At 73.0% G+C, this 17280-nt stretch carries 16 protein-coding genes; 11 read left to right on the forward strand and 5 right to left on the reverse strand.

The features are described 5' to 3' along the window. Window positions 1–7: 7 nt before the first annotated feature. From pyrE to ACQKM2_RS10080, 5 genes are all read left to right on the forward strand, one after another. Window positions 8–547: an orotate phosphoribosyltransferase gene (gene pyrE, locus ACQKM2_RS10060; RefSeq protein WP_427708222.1), complete on the forward strand. Its 540-nt coding sequence runs from the start codon at window positions 8–10 to the stop codon at window positions 545–547. Window positions 548–849: 302 nt separating this feature from the next. Continuing rightward, window positions 850–1872, forward strand: coding sequence for a class II fructose-bisphosphate aldolase (gene fbaA, locus ACQKM2_RS10065; protein WP_007265022.1), 1023 nt, complete (start codon window positions 850–852; stop codon window positions 1870–1872). Between the two features lie 227 nt (window positions 1873–2099). Then, on the forward strand, window positions 2100–2804 hold the full coding sequence (locus tag ACQKM2_RS10070; RefSeq protein WP_427708225.1) for a ScbR family autoregulator-binding transcription factor: 705 nt from the start codon (window positions 2100–2102) through the stop codon (window positions 2802–2804). A gap of 97 nt (window positions 2805–2901) precedes the next feature. After that, window positions 2902–3609, forward strand: coding sequence for an AfsR/SARP family transcriptional regulator (locus tag ACQKM2_RS10075; RefSeq protein WP_427708227.1), 708 nt, complete (start codon window positions 2902–2904; stop codon window positions 3607–3609). 126 nt (window positions 3610–3735) lie between these two features. Beyond that, a complete protein-coding gene (locus ACQKM2_RS10080) occupies window positions 3736–5667 on the forward strand; it encodes a helix-turn-helix domain-containing protein (RefSeq protein ID WP_427708229.1) in 1932 nt (643 codons plus the stop codon). A 13-nt stretch (window positions 5668–5680) separates the two neighbouring features. Here ACQKM2_RS10080 and ACQKM2_RS10085 read toward each other — a convergent pair whose 3' ends face one another. Next, window positions 5681–6880 (reverse strand): IS701 family transposase, encoded by a 1200-nt coding sequence (locus ACQKM2_RS10085; RefSeq protein WP_427708231.1) that lies wholly within the window; start codon window positions 6878–6880, stop codon window positions 5681–5683. 276 nt (window positions 6881–7156) lie between these two features. Between ACQKM2_RS10085 and ACQKM2_RS10090 the strand changes: the two genes are divergently transcribed. The 5 genes from ACQKM2_RS10090 to ACQKM2_RS10110 all read left to right on the forward strand — a co-directional run bounded on the left by ACQKM2_RS10090 (window position 7157) and on the right by ACQKM2_RS10110 (window position 11980). Beyond that, a complete protein-coding gene (locus ACQKM2_RS10090; RefSeq protein ID WP_427708232.1) occupies window positions 7157–8239 on the forward strand; it encodes a CE1758 family FMN-dependent luciferase-like monooxygenase in 1083 nt (360 codons plus the stop codon). A 68-nt stretch (window positions 8240–8307) separates the two neighbouring features. Further along, window positions 8308–8721: a DUF3151 domain-containing protein gene (locus ACQKM2_RS10095; protein WP_427708234.1), complete on the forward strand. Its 414-nt coding sequence runs from the start codon at window positions 8308–8310 to the stop codon at window positions 8719–8721. 129 nt (window positions 8722–8850) lie between these two features. Beyond that, window positions 8851–9699, forward strand: a complete 849-nt coding sequence (locus ACQKM2_RS10100; RefSeq protein ID WP_427708236.1) for a tryptophan 2,3-dioxygenase family protein — start codon at window positions 8851–8853, stop codon at window positions 9697–9699. A gap of 46 nt (window positions 9700–9745) precedes the next feature. Beyond that, on the forward strand, window positions 9746–10933 hold the full coding sequence (gene kynU, locus ACQKM2_RS10105) for a kynureninase (RefSeq protein WP_427708433.1): 1188 nt from the start codon (window positions 9746–9748) through the stop codon (window positions 10931–10933). A gap of 171 nt (window positions 10934–11104) precedes the next feature. Further along, entirely contained in the window at window positions 11105–11980 is an 876-nt protein-coding gene (locus tag ACQKM2_RS10110; protein WP_427708238.1) for an alpha/beta hydrolase family protein, read from the forward strand. A 14-nt stretch (window positions 11981–11994) separates the two neighbouring features. On the opposite strand, the gene ACQKM2_RS10115 is transcribed toward ACQKM2_RS10110, so the two are convergent. Then, entirely contained in the window at window positions 11995–12672 is a 678-nt protein-coding gene (locus ACQKM2_RS10115; RefSeq protein WP_427708240.1) for a macro domain-containing protein, read from the reverse strand. A 180-nt stretch (window positions 12673–12852) separates the two neighbouring features. Here ACQKM2_RS10115 and ACQKM2_RS10120 point away from each other — a divergent pair, with 180 nt between their 5' ends. After that, a complete protein-coding gene (locus ACQKM2_RS10120) occupies window positions 12853–14502 on the forward strand; it encodes an ADP-ribosyltransferase domain-containing protein (protein ID WP_427708242.1) in 1650 nt (549 codons plus the stop codon). A 21-nt stretch (window positions 14503–14523) separates the two neighbouring features. Here ACQKM2_RS10120 and ACQKM2_RS10125 read toward each other — a convergent pair whose 3' ends face one another. From ACQKM2_RS10125 to ACQKM2_RS10135, 3 genes are all read right to left on the reverse strand, one after another. Next, entirely contained in the window at window positions 14524–15018 is a 495-nt protein-coding gene (locus ACQKM2_RS10125; RefSeq protein ID WP_427708244.1) for a carboxymuconolactone decarboxylase family protein, read from the reverse strand. An 84-nt stretch (window positions 15019–15102) separates the two neighbouring features. After that, window positions 15103–15732, reverse strand: coding sequence for a DUF6879 family protein (locus ACQKM2_RS10130; RefSeq protein WP_427708245.1), 630 nt, complete (start codon window positions 15730–15732; stop codon window positions 15103–15105). Between the two features lie 152 nt (window positions 15733–15884). Further along, on the reverse strand, window positions 15885–17168 hold the full coding sequence (locus ACQKM2_RS10135; RefSeq protein ID WP_427708247.1) for an adenylosuccinate synthase: 1284 nt from the start codon (window positions 17166–17168) through the stop codon (window positions 15885–15887). Window positions 17169–17280 lie beyond the last annotated feature (112 nt).

The following is a 17280-nucleotide window of genomic DNA, read 5'->3' on the forward strand; positions in this document are numbered from 1 at the left end:
CGACGCCATGACTGACGTACGCGATGCGCTTCTGCAGCAGATCAAGGACAAGGCCGTCGTGCACGGCAAGGTGACGCTCTCCTCCGGCAAGGAAGCCGACTACTACATCGACCTCCGCCGGATCACCCTCGACGGCGAGGCCGCCCCGCTGGTCGGGCAGGTCATGCTGGACCTCACCGCCGACCTGGAGTTCGACTGCGTCGGCGGCCTGACCCTGGGCGCCGACCCGGTCGCCACCTCGATGCTGCACGCCTCCGCCGCGCGCGGCGCGCGCCTGGACGCCTTCGTCGTCCGCAAGGCGCAGAAGGCCCACGGCATGCAGCGCCGCATCGAGGGCACCGACGTGAAGGGCAAGCGCTGCCTGGTCGTCGAGGACACCTCGACCACCGGCGGCTCCCCGCTGACCGCCGTCGAGGCGGTCCGCGAGGCCGGCGGCGAGGTCGTCGCCGTCGCCACCATCGTGGACCGCGGCGCGTCCGACGCGATCGCCGCCGCCGGCCTGCCCTACCTCACCGGCTACCAGCTCGGGGACCTGGGCCTCGCCTGAGCCCTCCCGCTCCGGCCCGGTCGTCTCGGATCGTGGTCGCGCGGGGGTGACGGGCGGGCCGGGGAGCGGGTGCGGGACAACTGGTGACCAAGGTCCCGGAAGCCTTTGCTCCGGTCCTGACCTGCGGCTTTCCGGACGGGCGGGGTGTTTCACGTGAAACACTCCGCCCGCTTCGGTGACCGGGGGGTGACAGGCGGGGTGGAGTGTTGCGCCGAGTCTGGAAAGATAGGCGCGACGGCGACGTCGCCCCCAGGTCAGGGCCAGCAATAAGCACACTCCCCGCACATCCAAGGAGCGGACAGATGCCCATCGCAACCCCCGAGGTCTACAACGAGATGCTCGACCGGGCGAAGGCAGGCAAGTTCGCCTACCCGGCCATCAACGTCACCTCGACCCAGACCCTGCACGCCGCGCTGCGCGGCTTCGCGGAGGCCGAGAGCGACGGCATCATCCAGATCTCCACCGGCGGTGCCGAGTTCCTGGGCGGCCAGTACAGCAAGGACATGGTGACCGGCGCGGTCGCCCTGGCCGAGTTCGCGCACGTCGTCGCCGCCAAGTACGACGTCACGGTCGCGCTGCACACGGACCACTGCCCCAAGGACAAGCTGGACGGCTACGTACGTCCGCTCCTGGAGGTCTCCGCCGAGCGCGTCGCCCGCGGCCTGAACCCCCTCTTCCAGTCGCACATGTGGGACGGCTCCGCCGAGACCCTGGCCGACAACCTGGCCATCGGCCAGGAGCTGCTCGCCAAGGCCGCCGCCGCGAAGATCATCCTTGAGGTCGAGATCACCCCGACCGGCGGCGAGGAGGACGGCGTCAGCCACGAGATCAACGACGAGCTGTACACCACCGTCGAGGACGCGATCCGCACCGCCGAGGCCCTGGGCCTGGGCGAGAAGGGCCGCTACCTGCTGGCCGCCTCCTTCGGCAACGTGCACGGCGTCTACAAGCCGGGCAACGTCGTCCTGCGTCCCGAGCTGCTCAAGGACCTGCAGGCCGGCGTCGCCGAGAAGTTCGGCAAGGCCTCGCCGTTCGACTTCGTCTTCCACGGCGGTTCGGGCTCCACGCCCGAGGAGATCGCCACCGCGCTGGAGAACGGCGTCGTGAAGATGAACCTCGACACCGACACCCAGTACGCCTTCACCCGCCCGGTCGCGGACCACATGTTCCGCAACTACGACGGCGTCCTGAAGGTCGACGGCGAGGTCGGCAAGAAGTCCACCTACGACCCGCGCACCTGGGGCAAGCTGGCCGAGGCGAGCATGGCCAAGCGCGTCACCCAGGCCTGCGCCGACCTGCGCTCCACGGGTACCAAGCTGAAGTAGGCACCCAGGACCCGGAAGGGTCCGCCGGGACCCGAGAGAGGGGTCCGCCGGTCCGTCACGGACCGGCGGACCCCTCTCTGCGTGCGGCGGGGTGGATTCGGGGTGAATTCGCCCGAGGTGACATACGCCGGTGGACGCGCGGCGTCGCGATGGTGTGGAATCTACTACCCAGAGAAACGTACCCGTGGGGATGTAAGACCGGCGGGCCAGGAGAGGCGACGCCAGCGATGAGGACAGAGCGACCCCAGGTCAAGCAGGAGAGGGCGGTGCGCACGCGCCGGGCCATCCTGGAGGCGGCCGCGCTGGTCTTCGAGGAGCACGGCTACGACACGGCCAAACTCTCGGACATCGTCAAGATCGCCAACGTCACCAAGGGCGCGCTGTACTTCCACTTCGAGTCCAAGGAAGGCCTGGCCCAGGCCGTCATCGACGCGCAGAACGAGGCGCAGCCGCAGATGCTGCCGCAGCAGTTCAAGGCGCAGGAGTTCGTGGACATCGGCATGGTCTTCTCGCACCAGCTGCGGCACGACGCCCTGATGCGGGCCAGCACCCGGCTCACGCTGGACCACGCGGGCCGGGGCCTCGACCGGGTGACCCCGTACCAGACCTGGATCGAGCTGCACGTCCCGCTGCTGGAAGAGGCCCAGCGGCGCGGGGAACTGCTGCCGAACGTGGACCCGTGGGTGCCGGCGCGCCTGATCGTGGGCGCGTACGCGGGCATGAACACCATGTCGTACACGCTCGGGCTGGACATGGACGTCCAGGTCTCGGAGCTCTACACGCACGTGATGCCCAGTGTGGTGGTCCCGGCCGTGGCGATCCGGCTGGACACCGCCCCCGGCCGGGGCGCGCGGGCGCTGTACGGGCCGCAGGCCACGCACGGGTGCCGGCACGGCTGCGCGGGCGGGGTGGCCCCGCTGGACGGGGCCTGACCCCGGCCGGCCCCGCCTGACCCGACCGGCCCCTCCCTCTTCCCAAAAAGATCCTCCCGGGTATTATTTTTTCGCTGGCCTGCCCAGGGAGATCACTGTGGACATTGAGGTACTCGGCACACCGCGGGTCACCGAGAACGGCGTGCCCATCACCGCCCCCACGCCGGAGTCCCGGCACGTCCTGGCGGTCCTCGCGGCCTGTCCCGACCGGGTCGTCCCCGTTTCCGTGCTCGCGGACGAACTGGTCCGCCGCGTCCCGCCCGAGCACGCCCACGCCGCCCTGCACACCGCCGTACGCCGGCTGCGCGAGCGTTTCGCGGAAGCCCTGGGGGCCGGCTCGGTACGAACTCCCGAAGCCGTGCTCTCCACCCGGCCCGGCGGGTATCTTCTCGACACCGCCGGCGGCCGCTGCGACGTCCGCGATTTCGAACGCGAGGCCGGCGCCGGATACCGGGCCATGGGACGCGGCGACTACGGGCAGGCCGCCGCGCGGCTCCGCCGGGCGCTGGACCTGTGGACCGGCCCCGCCCTGGACGGCATCGACGCCGGGACGTGGCTCCGCGGCCGCATCGCCTGCCTGGACGCCGACCGGGTCTCCGTGCTCGGCCAGTGGGCCGAGGCCGAACTCGCCCTCGGACGCCACCGCGAGCTGCGCCTCGCACTCGCGGTCCTGCGCGGCTCCGGCGCCGGCCGCCCCGGCGGCGCCTACCTCGCGGCGCTGCGCCGGGCCGAGGCCCGCGTCGAGGCCGCCCGCAGGACCCGCCCGGCCCCCGGCCCCTCCCTGACCGGCGCCGCCCGCGGCTGACCCGGGGCCCGGGCCCCCGCCCGGGCCGCGCCCGCGCCCGGCCCCCTGCTTGACCCCTCGCCCGACGGAACCTAGGTTCGGTGCCGGGGACGTAAAGCAGCTGGTCGGGGTGGGGGGAGCGGCGGTATGCGACGCGGGGACGGGAGCGGCCCGCTGGCCGTACTGGAGCTGCTCGCGCAGGACGCCCCGCAGAGCCGGTACGAGACCCTCCTCGTCGAGGCCCGCGCCGCGGGCGCCTCGGGAGCCGAACTCGCCGACCTCACCCGGGCCGTGGACCTGGCCGCCTCGGTACGGGCCCGCGCGAGCAGCGGCAAGCAGCGCGAGGCCGCCCTCACCGCCCTCGTCGACACCGCCCACGACCTCACCTCCCCGTACGACATCGACGGCCTGCTGCGCCTGATCACCCGCCGGGCCAGGCGGCTCCTCGGCTTCGACATGGCCTGGCTGTCGCTGAGCCGCCCGGACGGCTCGGCGTACGTGCGCACCTCGGAGGGCGAGACCACCGCCCTCAACGTCGGCCTCGAACTCGGCACCGGCCGGGGCCTCGGCAGCATCGCGCAGGCCCGCCGCTCCCCGGTGTGGACCCCCGACTACCTCGCCGACTCCTCCATCGCGCACGCCCCCGGCATCGACGCCGTGGTCCGGGCGGAGGGACTGCACGCGATCATCGCGGTCCCGCTGCGGCGCGGGAACTCCACCCTCGGCGCGCTCTACGGATCCGACCGCGCCGTACGGGAGTTCACCCCGGACGAGATCGGCATCATGCTCTCCCTCGCCGACCTGGCCGCCGTCGCCATCGAGAAGGCCCGGCTGCTGGAGCAGACCCGCGACGAGGTCACCGAACTGGCGGCCTTCGGCTCGCGCACCAACACCGCCCTCACCCGGGTCCGCTACCTGTGGGAGTGCCACGCCCGGCTGGCCGGGCTGGTCCTGGACGGGGCCGGCCTCGCCACCCTCGCCCGGGCCACCGCCGACGCGCTGGACGGCGTGCTCCAGGTGCGGGACCCGGGCGGGCGGCCGCTGACCGCGACCGGGGAACTGCCCGGCCTGGACGAGGACGCGGTGACCAAGGGCGCCCTCCAGGCCCTCACCGACCGCCGCCCGGTGCGCCTGCCCGGCGACCTGTGGCTCGCCCCGGTACTGGCGGGGGCCGAGGACCTCGGGGTGCTGCTGCTGAGCGCCTCCGAACCCCTCGCCGAGGAGGACGTACGACTGCTCCAGCTGGCCGCGCAGTCCGTGGCCTCCCTGATGCTGATCCAGCGCGGCACGGTCGCCGCCGAGGGCCCCGTGCACGACGAACTCCTCGCCGACCTGCTGGACCGCCCGCACTCCGTCGACCTCCACCTGCTGGAACGCACCCGCCGCCTCGGCATCGACCTGGACGGGCCGCACGTGGTGGTCGTCGCCCGGCCGGAGGGCGGCGAGCTGGGCAGGGCCGTGGCCTGGGCGTCCTCGTACGCGTACCGGATGGGCGGGCTCAAGGGCGTCCGCCGCGGCTGCATCGTCCTCGTCCTGCCCGGCACCGACGCCTCCGCCGCCGCGCACCGGGTCTCCGGCGAGCTGTCGCCGCTGCTGGGCCACGCCGTGTCCACCGGCGCCGCGGGCCCCACCGGGAGCCCGGGCGAGGTGGCCCGCGTCTACGCCGAGGCCGTGCGCTGCCTGGACGCGCTGACCGCGCTCGACGGGGTGGGCGGCACCGCCTCCCTGCGCGAACTGGGCTTCCTCGGCATGCTGCTGTCCGCCGACCACGACGTGGAGTCGTTCGTCGCGGCGACCATCGGCCCCGTCCTGGAGTACGACGCGGACCGGCTGACGGAGCTGACCCGCACCCTGGAGGCGTACTTCGCCTCGGGCGCCAGCCCCACCCACGCAGCCGAGGCCCTGCACGTGCACCCCAACACCGTTTCCCGCCGGCTGGACCGCATCGCCGAACTCCTCGGCCCCGACTGGCAGAAGCCCGCCGGGGCGCTGGAGATCCAGATGGCCCTGCGGCTGCGCAAGGCCCGCACCGTCCTGCACGACCGCCGCACGGCCGCCGACCGCTCGGACGCGGTGTAGCGGGCCCCCCGGCCTACGCCGCCGCGCAGTGCTCCGTACCGGTCAGCGCGCGGGCCGCGTGCGCGACCGAGGCCAGCGTGACGTGCCGGTGCCAGCCGGGCAGGGCCCGCCCGGCGAAATCGCGCAGCCCCGCCTCCCGGCCGCTGTGCTCGGCGGCGAAGGCGACCCGCCGGCCCTGTTTGGTCAGCCGCAGCAGCGGGCCCACGGGCAGCCGCACCAGGTCCGTCACCCACAGCTGCGCCGGCGGGCGGCGCGGGTCCGTCCACTCCCCGACCAGCAGCAGGTGGCGGCGGCGGGCCGGGGACGGGTCGGGCATCATCACCCGCACCGCGACCGACAGGGTGCTGCGGTGGCGGCCGCCCGGGAGCGCGGGGTCCGGGTCGGTCCACTCCACCGGGGTGCACAGCCCCTTCACCGACTGCAGGATCTCCCGCGCGGGGCGCGCCCCGGCGCCGTGGCCGGGCAGCGCGGGGTCGGTGACGAGCAGCGGCGTCGACGGCGCGACGCGGGCGATGACGGGCAGTCCGGCCTCGGCGAAGCGGTTCATCGTGGACCGGGTGCCGATCCGCTGGATGTCCAGCACCACCGGCCGCCGGTTGCCGCTGCGCCGCACCGTCCCGATGACGGCGTCCGCCGCGGACTCCTCGTACGCGGCCTGCGCGTCGGCGGCGTCGAAGGCGTCGAAGGCGCCGGGTGCGCCCGGGGCGTGGTCCTCCGGCAGGTGCATCCGCCAGCCGACCGGATTGACCAGGCCCGCCGAGGCGAACCAGGTCCCGAAGGCCTGCTGCCCCCGGAACATCTGCCCCTGGTGCGGGTCGAAGCGGTGCGCCACCCCCACCGAGTGCTCCCCGCCCTTCGGGATGGCCATCGGCTGCGCCACCCACGCGGTCAGCGGGGTGGACGCCTGGAGGAACCCCGCGAGCGAGGCCCGGATCGGCTCCCAGTCCCAGGTGGAGCCGGAGATGAAGTGGTGCATGCTCTGCTCGGCCGCCCCGCCCCCGACCTGCCCCGCGATGCCCCGCATCGACTTGCGGCCGGGCAGTGCGAGGAGCCCCCGCACGTACTGCCGGCCCTTCTCCCGCTGGTCCTTGCGGCGCAGGGAGGACAGGACGGCGGAACACAGGTCGTCGGCCGCCTCCCGGGCCGGGTCCCGCCGGACCGGCGCCACCGTACCCGTGCCGGTGCCCCCGCTGATGCTGCTGATGCTGCTCATGACCGCTTTCACGACATGCCCCCTCGGCGTGCGTCCACTGCACCTCTACCGTCGGCCGAGCACCCCTCTTCCGGGGAGGTGTGCCGGTCACCGCACTCGGCCGGATCGTGGTGGGGGCGCCACCACCCCGGGTGACTTGACGGACTGCCGGGGCGGACCTGGCCGGACCGCCGCGAATCGGGCACGGTCTGCCGGTGGGGCCGCGAGCCGCGGGCCGGGGCCTGCCCCCCGGCGCCGCTCTCCGCGCGGCGGCGGTGTCGACACGGGAGGGGCGGGGTGCAGTTCGGCGTCTTCTCGATCGGCGAGGTCGTGCCCGACCCGTCGACGGGGCGCATGCCGACCGATCACGACCGGATCCTGGCCATGACCGCGCTCGCCCTGCGGGCGGAGGACGCCGGGCTCGACGTGTTCGCCACCGGCGAGCACCACAACCCGCCCTACGTGACCTCCGCGCCGCCGGTCCTGCTCGGCTACCTCGCGGCGCGCACCCGGCGGCTGATCCTGTCCACCGCCACCACCCTGGTCACCACCAACGACCCGGTCCGCGTCGCGGAGGAGTACGCGCTGCTCCAGCACCTGGCGGGCGGGCGCCTGGACCTGATCACGGGCCGGGGCAACACCCCGAACTGCTACCCGTGGTTCGGCCAGGACCTGCGCCAGGGCAGCGCGCTGGCCCGGGAGAACTACGCCCTGCTGCACCGCCTGTGGCGGGAGGAGGACGTCGACTGGCAGGGCCGCTTCCGGGCCCGCCTGGACGGCTTCACCTCCGTGCCCCGCCCGCTGGACGGCGTACCGCCCTTCGTGTGGCACGGGTCGGTGCGCTCGGCGGAGACCGCGGAGCAGGCCGCGTACTACGGCGACGGCTTCTTCGCGGACAACCTCCTCGGGACGGTCGACCAGTACGCCCGGCTGGTGGAGCTGTACCGGGCCGGGTACGAGGAGCACGGCCACGGCACCGCCGAGCAGGCCGTCGTCGGGCTCGGCGGGCAGGTCTTCGTACGGGCGCGCTCGCAGGACGCGGTACGGGAGTTCCGCCCGTACTTCGACCGGTCCCGGTTCCACGGGGGGCGCTACTCGCTGGAGGAGTGCGTGGCGCGGACGCCGCTGGCCGTGGGCAGTCCGGACCAGGTGATCGAGAAGGTCCTCGGCTTCCGGGAGGCGTACGGGGACTACCAGCGGCAGCTGTTCGCCGTGGACCACGCCGGGCTGCCGGCGGCGGCGGCCCTGGAGCAGGTCGACGTGCTGGGCGAGCGGATCGTGCCGGTCCTGCGCCGGGAGCTGGCCGCCTCCCGCCCGGCGTCCGTCCCCCCGGGGCCCCGCCACCCGGCGACGGGGCCGGGGCGCGTCGCGGCCGGGTGATCCGGGCGCGCCGGCCCGTGTCCGGGGCCCGGACGCCGGGCGGCGGTCGCGTCGGCCAGACTGAGGCCATGTCGATTCACCAGAACCTGCTCGGGGGCCCCGCCCCCACCCACCTGCCCGACGAGCCCGCGCCCCGCGAGGCCCTCGCCGCCGGTACCGACCCGGCCGAGGTGGCCGCCGCGCACCCCACCTCCTCCCTCGCCTGGGCCGCCCTCGCCGACCGGGCCTTCGAGGCCGGCCACGCGGTCGAGTCGTACGCGTACGCCCGTACGGGCTACCACCGCGGCCTCGACGCGCTGCGCCGCGCCGGCTGGAAGGGCCACGGCCCGGTGCCGTGGGAGCACGAGCCGAACCGCGGCTTCCTGCGCGCCCTGCACGCCCTGGCGCGGGCCGCCGGCGCCATCGGCGAGAAGGAGGAGTACGAGCGCTGCTCGACGTTCCTGCGCGATTCCTCCCAGACGGCGGCGGACACGCTCGCATAACGCTCTCCAGGAGCGCCCTAGAGGGGTTCCGGATCCCCTGCTTATGATGCGGAGCAGGGGACCGGGGCTCCACTTACCTCATCGGAAGGAGCGGACCGCTACCCGGAAGCACGTGTCGAGGAGACAGAAATGTCGCACGCCCTTGATGCCTCCGGAGCCGGTTCGGACACCCCGAACCTCGACTTCGCCGGCACGACTCCGTACGAGGACTACGTCCAGGCGGACGTCCTCACCCACCTCCAGCACCTGCGCTCGGACGACCCCGGCGAGATGGTGTTCCTGGTGACCACCCAGGTCATGGAACTGTGGTTCACGGTCATCGTCCACGAGTGGGAGACCGCCGCCCGCGCCCTGCGCGAGGACGACGTCCCGGTGGCGATGGATGCGCTGAAACGATCCCTCCGTGAGCTGGAGGCCCTGAACGCCTCCTGGCGGCCGCTGGCCCAGCTCACCCCCGGCCAGTTCAACTCGTACCGCGCCGCCCTCGGCGAGGGTTCCGGTTTCCAGTCGGCGATGTACCGCCGGATGGAGTTCCTGCTGGGCGAGAAGTCCGCGTCGATGCTGGTCCCCCACCGGGGCGCCCCGCGGGTCCACGCCGAGCTGGAGAAGGCCCTCCACGAGCCCAGCGTGTACGACGAGACGCTGCGCCTGCTGGCCCGCCGCGGCCTTCCGGTTCCCAAGGCGGTCCTGGACCGGGACCTCGCCCTGCGGTACGAGCCCTCCGCCGAGGTCGAGGCCGTCTGGACGGAGCTCTACGCGGACCCGGCCGGCGGGCACGCCGACCTGCACCGCCTCGGCGAGGTGCTCACGGACGTCGCCGAGCTGGTCTGGCGCTGGCGCAACGACCACCTGGTCGCGACGCGCCGGGCGATGGGCGCGAAGACGGGCACGGGCGGCTCGGCCGGGGTGACCTGGCTGGAGAAGCGCGCCACGAAGAACGTCTTCCCCGAGCTCTGGACGGCCCGCAGCCATGTCTGACGCCGCCCTGGACCCGAACCTGAACCCGAACCCGAACCCGAACCTGATACCGGAGCTGCGGGAGCGGGCCGCGCGCCTCGACGCCGAGGACGGCCTCGGCAAGCTCCGCGAGCGCTTCACCCTGCCCGACGGCGTCGTCTACCTCGACGGGAACTCCCTCGGCGCGCTGCCGGCCGGGGTCCCCGGCGCGGTGGCCGACGTCGTGCACCGCCAGTGGGGCGAGCTCCTCATCCGCTCCTGGGACGAGAGCGGCTGGTGGACCGCCCCGCAGCGGATCGGCGACCGCATCGCCCCGCTGATCGGCGCCGCCCCCGGCCAGGTCACCGTGGGCGACTCCACCAGCGTCAACCTCTTCAAGGCGCTCGTCGGCGCCGCCCGCCTGGCGGCGCCCGGCCGGACCCGGATGCTGGTCGACGCCACCACCTTCCCGACGGACGGCTACATCGCCGCGTCCGCCGCCCGGATGACCGGCCTCGAACTCGTCCCGGTCGACCCCTCCGACGCGGCCGGCGCCCTCGGCGACGACACCGCGGTGGTGCTGCTCAACCACGTCGACTACCGCACGGGCCGGCTGCACGACCTCCCCGGTCTCACCGCGGCCGCGCACGCCGCGGGCGCGCTGATCGTGTGGGACCTGTGCCACAGCGCCGGGGCCCTGCCCGTCGGGCTCGACGAGCACGGCGTCGACCTGGCGGTGGGCTGCACCTACAAGTACCTCAACGGCGGCCCCGGGTCCCCGGCCTACATCTACGTGGCCGAACGGCACCAGGGCGCCTTCGACTCCCCGCTGCCCGGCTGGAACGGCCACGCGGAGCCCTTCGCGATGACCCCGGACTACGTCCCCGCCGAGGGGCCGGCCCGGATGCGCGTCGGGACCCCGGACATCCTGTCGATGCTGGCGCTGGAGTCGGCCCTGGACGCCTGGGAGGGCGTGGACGTCGAGGCCGTGCGCGCCAAGTCGCTCGCGCTGACGGACTTCTTCCTCGAATGCGTGGCGGCGTACGTGCCGCAGGGCCGGGTCGAGCCGGTCACCCCGGCCGAGCACGGCCGGCGCGGCAGCCAGGTCTCGCTGCGCGCCGAGGGCGCCCGCGAGGTGATGGCGGAGCTCATCTCCAGGGGGGTCGTCGGCGACTTCCGCGCCCCCGACGTCCTGCGGTTCGGGTTCACCCCGCTCTACGTCGGTTTCGCCGACGTGGAGCGCGCCGCGCGCACACTGGGTCACATTTTCGGGTGACGCGGTAGCGAAACGTCACACCACGGGGCGGGCGGGGCTACGGCTCCGCCCGCCTTCGTGCGGCCCCCTTCCGGAGGCCGGCGGCGCGTGTCGGCCTGGTACGGTCCCGCTCAGTCGGAACACCGGAACATCTGTCCCCCTTGTCCCACGCGTTACCGAGAGGTTGAGCCGATGACGGACCCCGCAGTCGAACGGGACGCCGCCGAGGCCGCCTCGGCCTTCGCGCACCCCCCGGTCGCGCCCGACGCGAGCGCCGCGTACGGGGACCACCCCGACCAGGTCATCGACTTCTACGCCCCGCGCGGGGAGTCCGAGGGCTCCGCGCCGCTGGTCGTGGTCCTGCACGGCGGTGCCTGGCGGGCCCCCTACGACCGGCAGCACGTCACCCCCTTCGCGGACCTGCTGGCCCGGCGCGGTTTCGCCGTCGCCAACGTCGAGTACCGGCGCGGCGGTTCCCTGCCCCACCAGGGTGGAGACGGGCCGGTGGCCGGCCGCTGGCCCGAGACCTTCGACGACGTGGCCGCCGCCATGGACGCCCTGCCCGCCCTGGCCGCGGCCGCGCTGCCCGCCGCCGACTTCCGCCGGACCGTGGTGACCGGCCACTCGGCGGGCGGACAGCTCGCGCTGTGGGCGGCGGCGCGGCACGTGCTCCCGGCCGGCTCCCCCTGGCGGCTGCCCGCCCCGCCGCCGCTGCGCGGTGTGGTGGCGCTGGCCCCGATCGCGGACTTCGCGGCCGCGGAGGAACTCGGCGTCTGCGGCGGCGCGTCGGCACAGCTGCTGGGCGGGCCGGAGCACTGGGAGGCCCGGCTGCCCTGCGCCGACCCGGCGGCGCTCCTCCCGACGGGCATCGCCACCACCGTGGTGCACGGGCGCGAGGACATCGTGGTCCCGCCCGCGGTGGCGGAGTCGTACGTGGCCGCGGCGGCGAAGGCGGGCGAGATGGTCGGCCTGACCCTGGTCGAGGGCGTCGGCCACTTCCCGCTGATCGACCCGGCCGCGGACGCCTGCGCGGTGGTCGCGGAGGAGATCTCCCAACTCGCCTGGTAGCCGCCCCCGGGTGGTCAGCGCCGGGACGCGGCCCGCTTCGGCGGGGTGATGCGCACCCGCTTGGCGGCGGGTGCGCTCTCTATGTCGTCCAGCTGCGCCGTGATCGTGGCGCGCAGGTCGTCGTAGTCCTCGAAGCGGTGGTCGTTGAAGAGGGTGTAGCCGGTCCACATCAGGTTCGCGCAGACCCGCGCCGGCACCCGGCCGGTCCGGGCGCCCATGCCGACCAGCGCCACCGAGCGGATGCTGCCGGGCTTCTCGCCGTTCTGCCGGTGGACCGCCTGGAAGGCGGCCGCGCAGGCCAGGGCCACGTTGAGCGTCTGGCTGACGTTCTGCGCGGACGTCTCCATCGTCGGCGTCGAGATCAGGAAGCGCGGGGTGACGGCCCCGGACGGCACGCACACCGCGCTGCCCACCGGCAGGCTGCCGGCGAACCGGTCGCGTATCGCCCGCTGCACGCGCAGCTGGATCCCCGCTCCCAGGAACCGCTTCACGGCGGCGTCGACCCCGCCGTCCATCCGGCCGCGGGAGTTGGTCGGGCTCACCCACGCGTCGACGTCCTCGTCGAGGATCGAGCCCTGACGGATCTCGATGCCGGGGGTGTCCGCGAAGGCGGCCCGCCACGACTCCACCACCTCGGCGTTGACGTCGGTCAGCACGACCCTGAGCGCAGGCTGTACGAGGTCCTCGGTCATCGTCCACTCCAATCGGGAACCGGTCTTTCCGACCACTCACCACGCTAGCGGCGGGCACTGACAATCGGCTTCGGGGCAGCGGCCGGTGACGGTGGATCAGTGCTTCCGGAGGCGTTGTCAGTGCCCGCTGCTAGCCTGCGGAAAGACTCGAAGTCCGGTTCTGAAATTCGGAGTTCTGCCATGCCCGAAAGCAATTCCCCGGCCAATCCCGCCCAGTCCGACCCGAATGACCCGCTGGCCCTCGCCGAATTGTTCAAGGGTGGTGGCGAGCCCTGGTTGCCCCTGCTCAAGCCCGTTGTCGAGGCCCAGTCGAACGCCGCCGCGTTCATCGGACCGGGCCGCGGGCCGGAAGTCGTACCGGTCCGCGAGCTGACCTTCCAGGCGCTCAAGCCGAATCCACCGCACAAGTGGAAGGTCGTCGTCTTCGGACAGAACCCCTATCCGCGGCCGGAAAGCGCCACCGGCATAGCGATGTTCGACAACACTTTCCACGACTGGAAGGACAGTCAGTTCGGCCGGGTCGTCAGCATTCGCTGCATCATCAAGGCAGCGGCGATGTGGAAGCACGGAATTCCCAAGAAGACCCCCATCGCCGACATACGCGCGCTCCTCAGGGAGCGGGACACCGTGCAGCCGCCGGAATGGTTCCAGGCGATGCTCACCCAGGGCGTGCTCCTGCTGAACGCCGCGCTCACCGCGAGCAGCGACGGGACCCGGGGCGGCGCCGATCCGCACACCGCCTTCTGGCGGCCGGTCGCCGAACGCATCGTCGAGGAGATCCTCAAGGCCAAGCAGGACGCCGACGAGGAGGACCGGGGGGTCGTCTTCGCCTGGTGGGGCGCCCACGCGCGCAGCCTGAAGAAGGTCGTCCTCGAACTCCAGAAGAAGTACCCCGGCGTCGAGGTCCGGCACATCGACCACGCCAATCCCGCGGCGCAGGGCGACATCTTCTGCGACGGCGACCACTTCGCGACGGTCAACGACGCACTCGCGTCCGTGGGCGCGGCCCCCGTCGACTGGCTCCCGGAGAAGGGGTGGAACGAGCCCGCCGAAGAGGCCGGCGGTGCGGGCGGCGAGGACGTCGCGGCACGCATGGGCGCCTTCATCGCCTCCACGATGGAGCTGCACCAGCTGTATCTGGAGCGCCTCTCCAGCGTCAAGGACGAGGGCCTCGTCCTTGACGCCATCACCGGTGTGTTCGACACCCCGCTCATGGACTTCCGGGACGCCGTCGCGCCCGTCGCCGAGCTGCTGTCCGGACTCGGCCGGCACGTCGACCGGTCGTACGAGTTCGGCAAGACCCGGGCGGACGGGCCGGCCGGGCCGGACGGGGCGGCCGCCGGGCTGTCCGCCGACGCGGTCTCCGCGCTCTACCTCTACACCTGCGAGTCCGCGTTCTACCGGGAGATCAACGCCGTCCTGCGTTCCCCGGACCGCTCCAGGCTCGTCCCGTACCTGCCCTACCTGCGGCTGCTGTTCTCGGCTGTGTCGGGGCTGCCCGCGCGTACCGAGCCGCTGTACCGGGGCGTGGCGCTGGACCTGCGGGCGCAGTACCCGCTGGGCCGCACCGTCACCTGGTGGGGCGTGTCCTCCTGCACGCCGAAGCTCGGTGTCGCGCGGGGGTTCCTCGGCAGCCGCGGCAAGCGGACGCTCTTCGAGGTGGTGCCCGCCCGTGCGGTCGGCATCCGGGCCTTCTCCGCGTTCACCGAGGAGGAGGAGTTCATCCTCTCCCCGGGAACGCAGCTGAAGGTCACGGACGTGAGGACCGAGCGCGGCGGGCTGTGCACGGTACGGCTGACCGAGCTGGAGGAGCAGACCCTGGTGTCCTGACCCGGTGCGGGCCGCCGGCCGTCAGTCCCACTGCTGGTCGGCGAGGGAGGCGACCGGCTGGGGCTTGCCGATCACGGCCAGCGCGATGAAGAAGTTGATCTGGCCGATCGCGATGGTGAGGGTGGCCAGCGCCTTCTCGTCGTAGTGCTCCGCGACCTCGGCGTACAGCTCGTCCGGGACGCGCTCCTGGCCGCGGGGGGCGGGCTGGAGGGTGGCCTCCACCAGGGCGAGCGCGGCGCGCTCGGCCGGCGTGAAGTAGGGCGCGTCCTGCCAGGAGGAGACGGCGGTGATCCGCTCCTCGGACTCGCCGGCCTTGCGGAGGAAGGCGGTGTTCAGGACGGTCAGGTAGGTGTTGTGGACGATCTGGCCGGCGCGCAGGTGCACCAGGCTGACCGTGGTGCGCGGGACCGAGCGGTTGCCGGTGGCGCGGAAGAGGGCGGCGCTGATGTCGTTCAGCTCGGGCACGAACTCGCCCGGGTTGGGCATCCGGGAGATCGAGGAGGGGGTGTTCGTCATGGCTGCTGCTCTCCTTCGGTCGGTGTCTTCACAGCACTGACCCGCGGGAGGGCGCGGATGTGACAGGCCCGGGGAAAGTTTTTTTCAGGCAGCCGGGGGCGGCGGCAGGTGCGCGACGGAGTGGGTGAAGTAGTTCCGCAGGTCCTCGGCCATCGCGTAGGCCCGCTTCACGTACACCTCCCAGGGCCGGACGACCGCCGGGTCCTCGTACCGGCGGCTGCCGGTGTGGACGCCTGCGGGGGTGTGGAGGAGCTCGTACAGGACGCGGCCGTCGACGATCACGATCTCGGGGAGCCGGCCGCCGCCGGCCGCCTCGGCGAAGGAGAACTCCTCGGCGGACAGCACCCGCGTCTGGTGCCCGGCCTCGGCGCGCATGTGGAGCCAGTGCAGCTGCCAGCGCAGGTACGGGGACAGCGGCTGCTCCACCACCCGCAGCCGGCGGAAGGGGGAGCCGGTGCGGCTGTCGTCGTCGGCGGCCCGGCGCGCGGTGGTGCGCTCGGCCTCGATCAGCCGGAGCACCTCCCGCCAGTCGCCGCGGCGCAGCGCGTCCCGGGCCGGGTTGCCGGCCTCCTCGAAGTGCTGGAGCCGCTCCAGCCGCCAGGACTCGCCGTTGCGGACCGACGCACGGCGTTCCAGCAGCTCTTCGGCGTAGGCGTCGGCGTCGAGCGCCTCGCCTCGGGTGGCCGGGAGCGCCGGCGCGCGGAGGTCGTGCATCTGCAATCCCCAGCCTGGATGAAGGTCCCCCGACTGTACCGAACGTGATCCACCGGACGCGGTACGTGTTCGCGCGGGTCTGCGCGCGCCAGGCCGAATACGCCGAAGGGGCGGGGGCGCGGTGCGCTCCCCGCCCCTTCGGGCGGCGGTGCCTAGAGGAACGAGTTGATCTCGATCGTCTCGGTGCGGCCGGGGCCGACGCCGATCGCGGAGATCGGGGCGCCCGACATCTCCTCCAGCGCCTTCACGTAGTTCTGCGCGTTCTTCGGCAGGTCGGCGAAGGTCTTGGCCTTGGTGATGTCCTCGGACCAGCCCGGGAGGGTTTCGTAGATCGGCTTCGCGTGGTGGAAGTCGGTCTGCGAGTAGGGCAGCTCCTCGACGCGCTTGCCGTCGATCTCGTACGCGACGCAGACCGGGATCTCCTCCCAGCCGGTCAGCACGTCCAGCTTGGTGAGGAAGAAGTCCGTCAGGCCGTTCACGCGGGTGGCGTAGCGGGCGATCGGGGCGTCGAACCAGCCGCAGCGGCGGTCGCGGCCGGTGGTCACGCCGCGCTCGCCGCCGATGCGGCGCAGCGCCTCGCCGTCCTCGTCGAACAGCTCGGTCGGGAACGGGCCCGCGCCGACGCGGGTCGTGTAGGCCTTGAGGATGCCGATGACGCGGCTGATCTTCGTCGGTCCGACGCCGGTGCCGGTGCAGGCGCCGCCGGCGGTCGGGTTCGAGGAGGTGACGAAGGGGTACGTGCCGTGGTCGACGTCGAGCAGGGTGCCCTGGCCGCCCTCGAAGAGCACGACCTTGTCCTGGTCCAGCGCGTTGTTGAGGATCAGGGTGGTGTCGGCGACGTAGCCCTTGATCTGGTCCGCGTACTGGAGCATCTCCTCGACGATCGCGGAGGCCTCGATCGCGCGGCGGTTGTACAGCTTCGCGAGGAGCTGGTTCTTGCCCTCCAGGGCCGCTTCGACCTTCTGGGTGAGGATCGACTCGTCGTACAGGTCCTGGACGCGGATGCCGACGCGGTTGATCTTGTCCGCGTAGGTCGGGCCGATGCCGCGGCCGGTCGTGCCGATCTTGCGCTTGCCGAGGAAGCGCTCGCCGACCTTGTCGAGGGTGACGTTGTACGGCGTGATCAGGTGCGCGTTGCCGCTGATGAGCAGCTTGGAGGTGTCGATGCCGCGCTCGTTCAGACCGCGCAGCTCGGAGAGCAGGACGGCCGGGTCGACGACGACACCGTTGCCGATGACCGGGGTGCATCCGGGGGAGAGGATGCCGGAAGGGAGAAGGTGGAGCGCGTACTTCTGGTCGCCTACGACGACCGTGTGGCCGGCGTTGTTGCCGCCCTGGTAGCGCACCACATAGTCAACGGATCCACCGAGCAGGTCGGTGGCCTTTCCCTTGCCCTCGTCACCCCACTGAGCTCCGAGCAGCACAAGAGCGGGCACAGGCGTACACCTCTTCCGGATGGGGCATGTCCAAGGTCAGGGGGCGTACGACGATGTACACCGCATGCTGAGCCGTCGGACCGGTGCCCCGGAATAGACGAAGGCCCTGGCG

The sequence above is a fragment of the Streptomyces sp. NPDC004126 genome (assembly GCF_050275515.1).
Classification (GTDB): Bacteria; Actinomycetota; Actinomycetes; order Streptomycetales; family Streptomycetaceae; genus Streptomyces.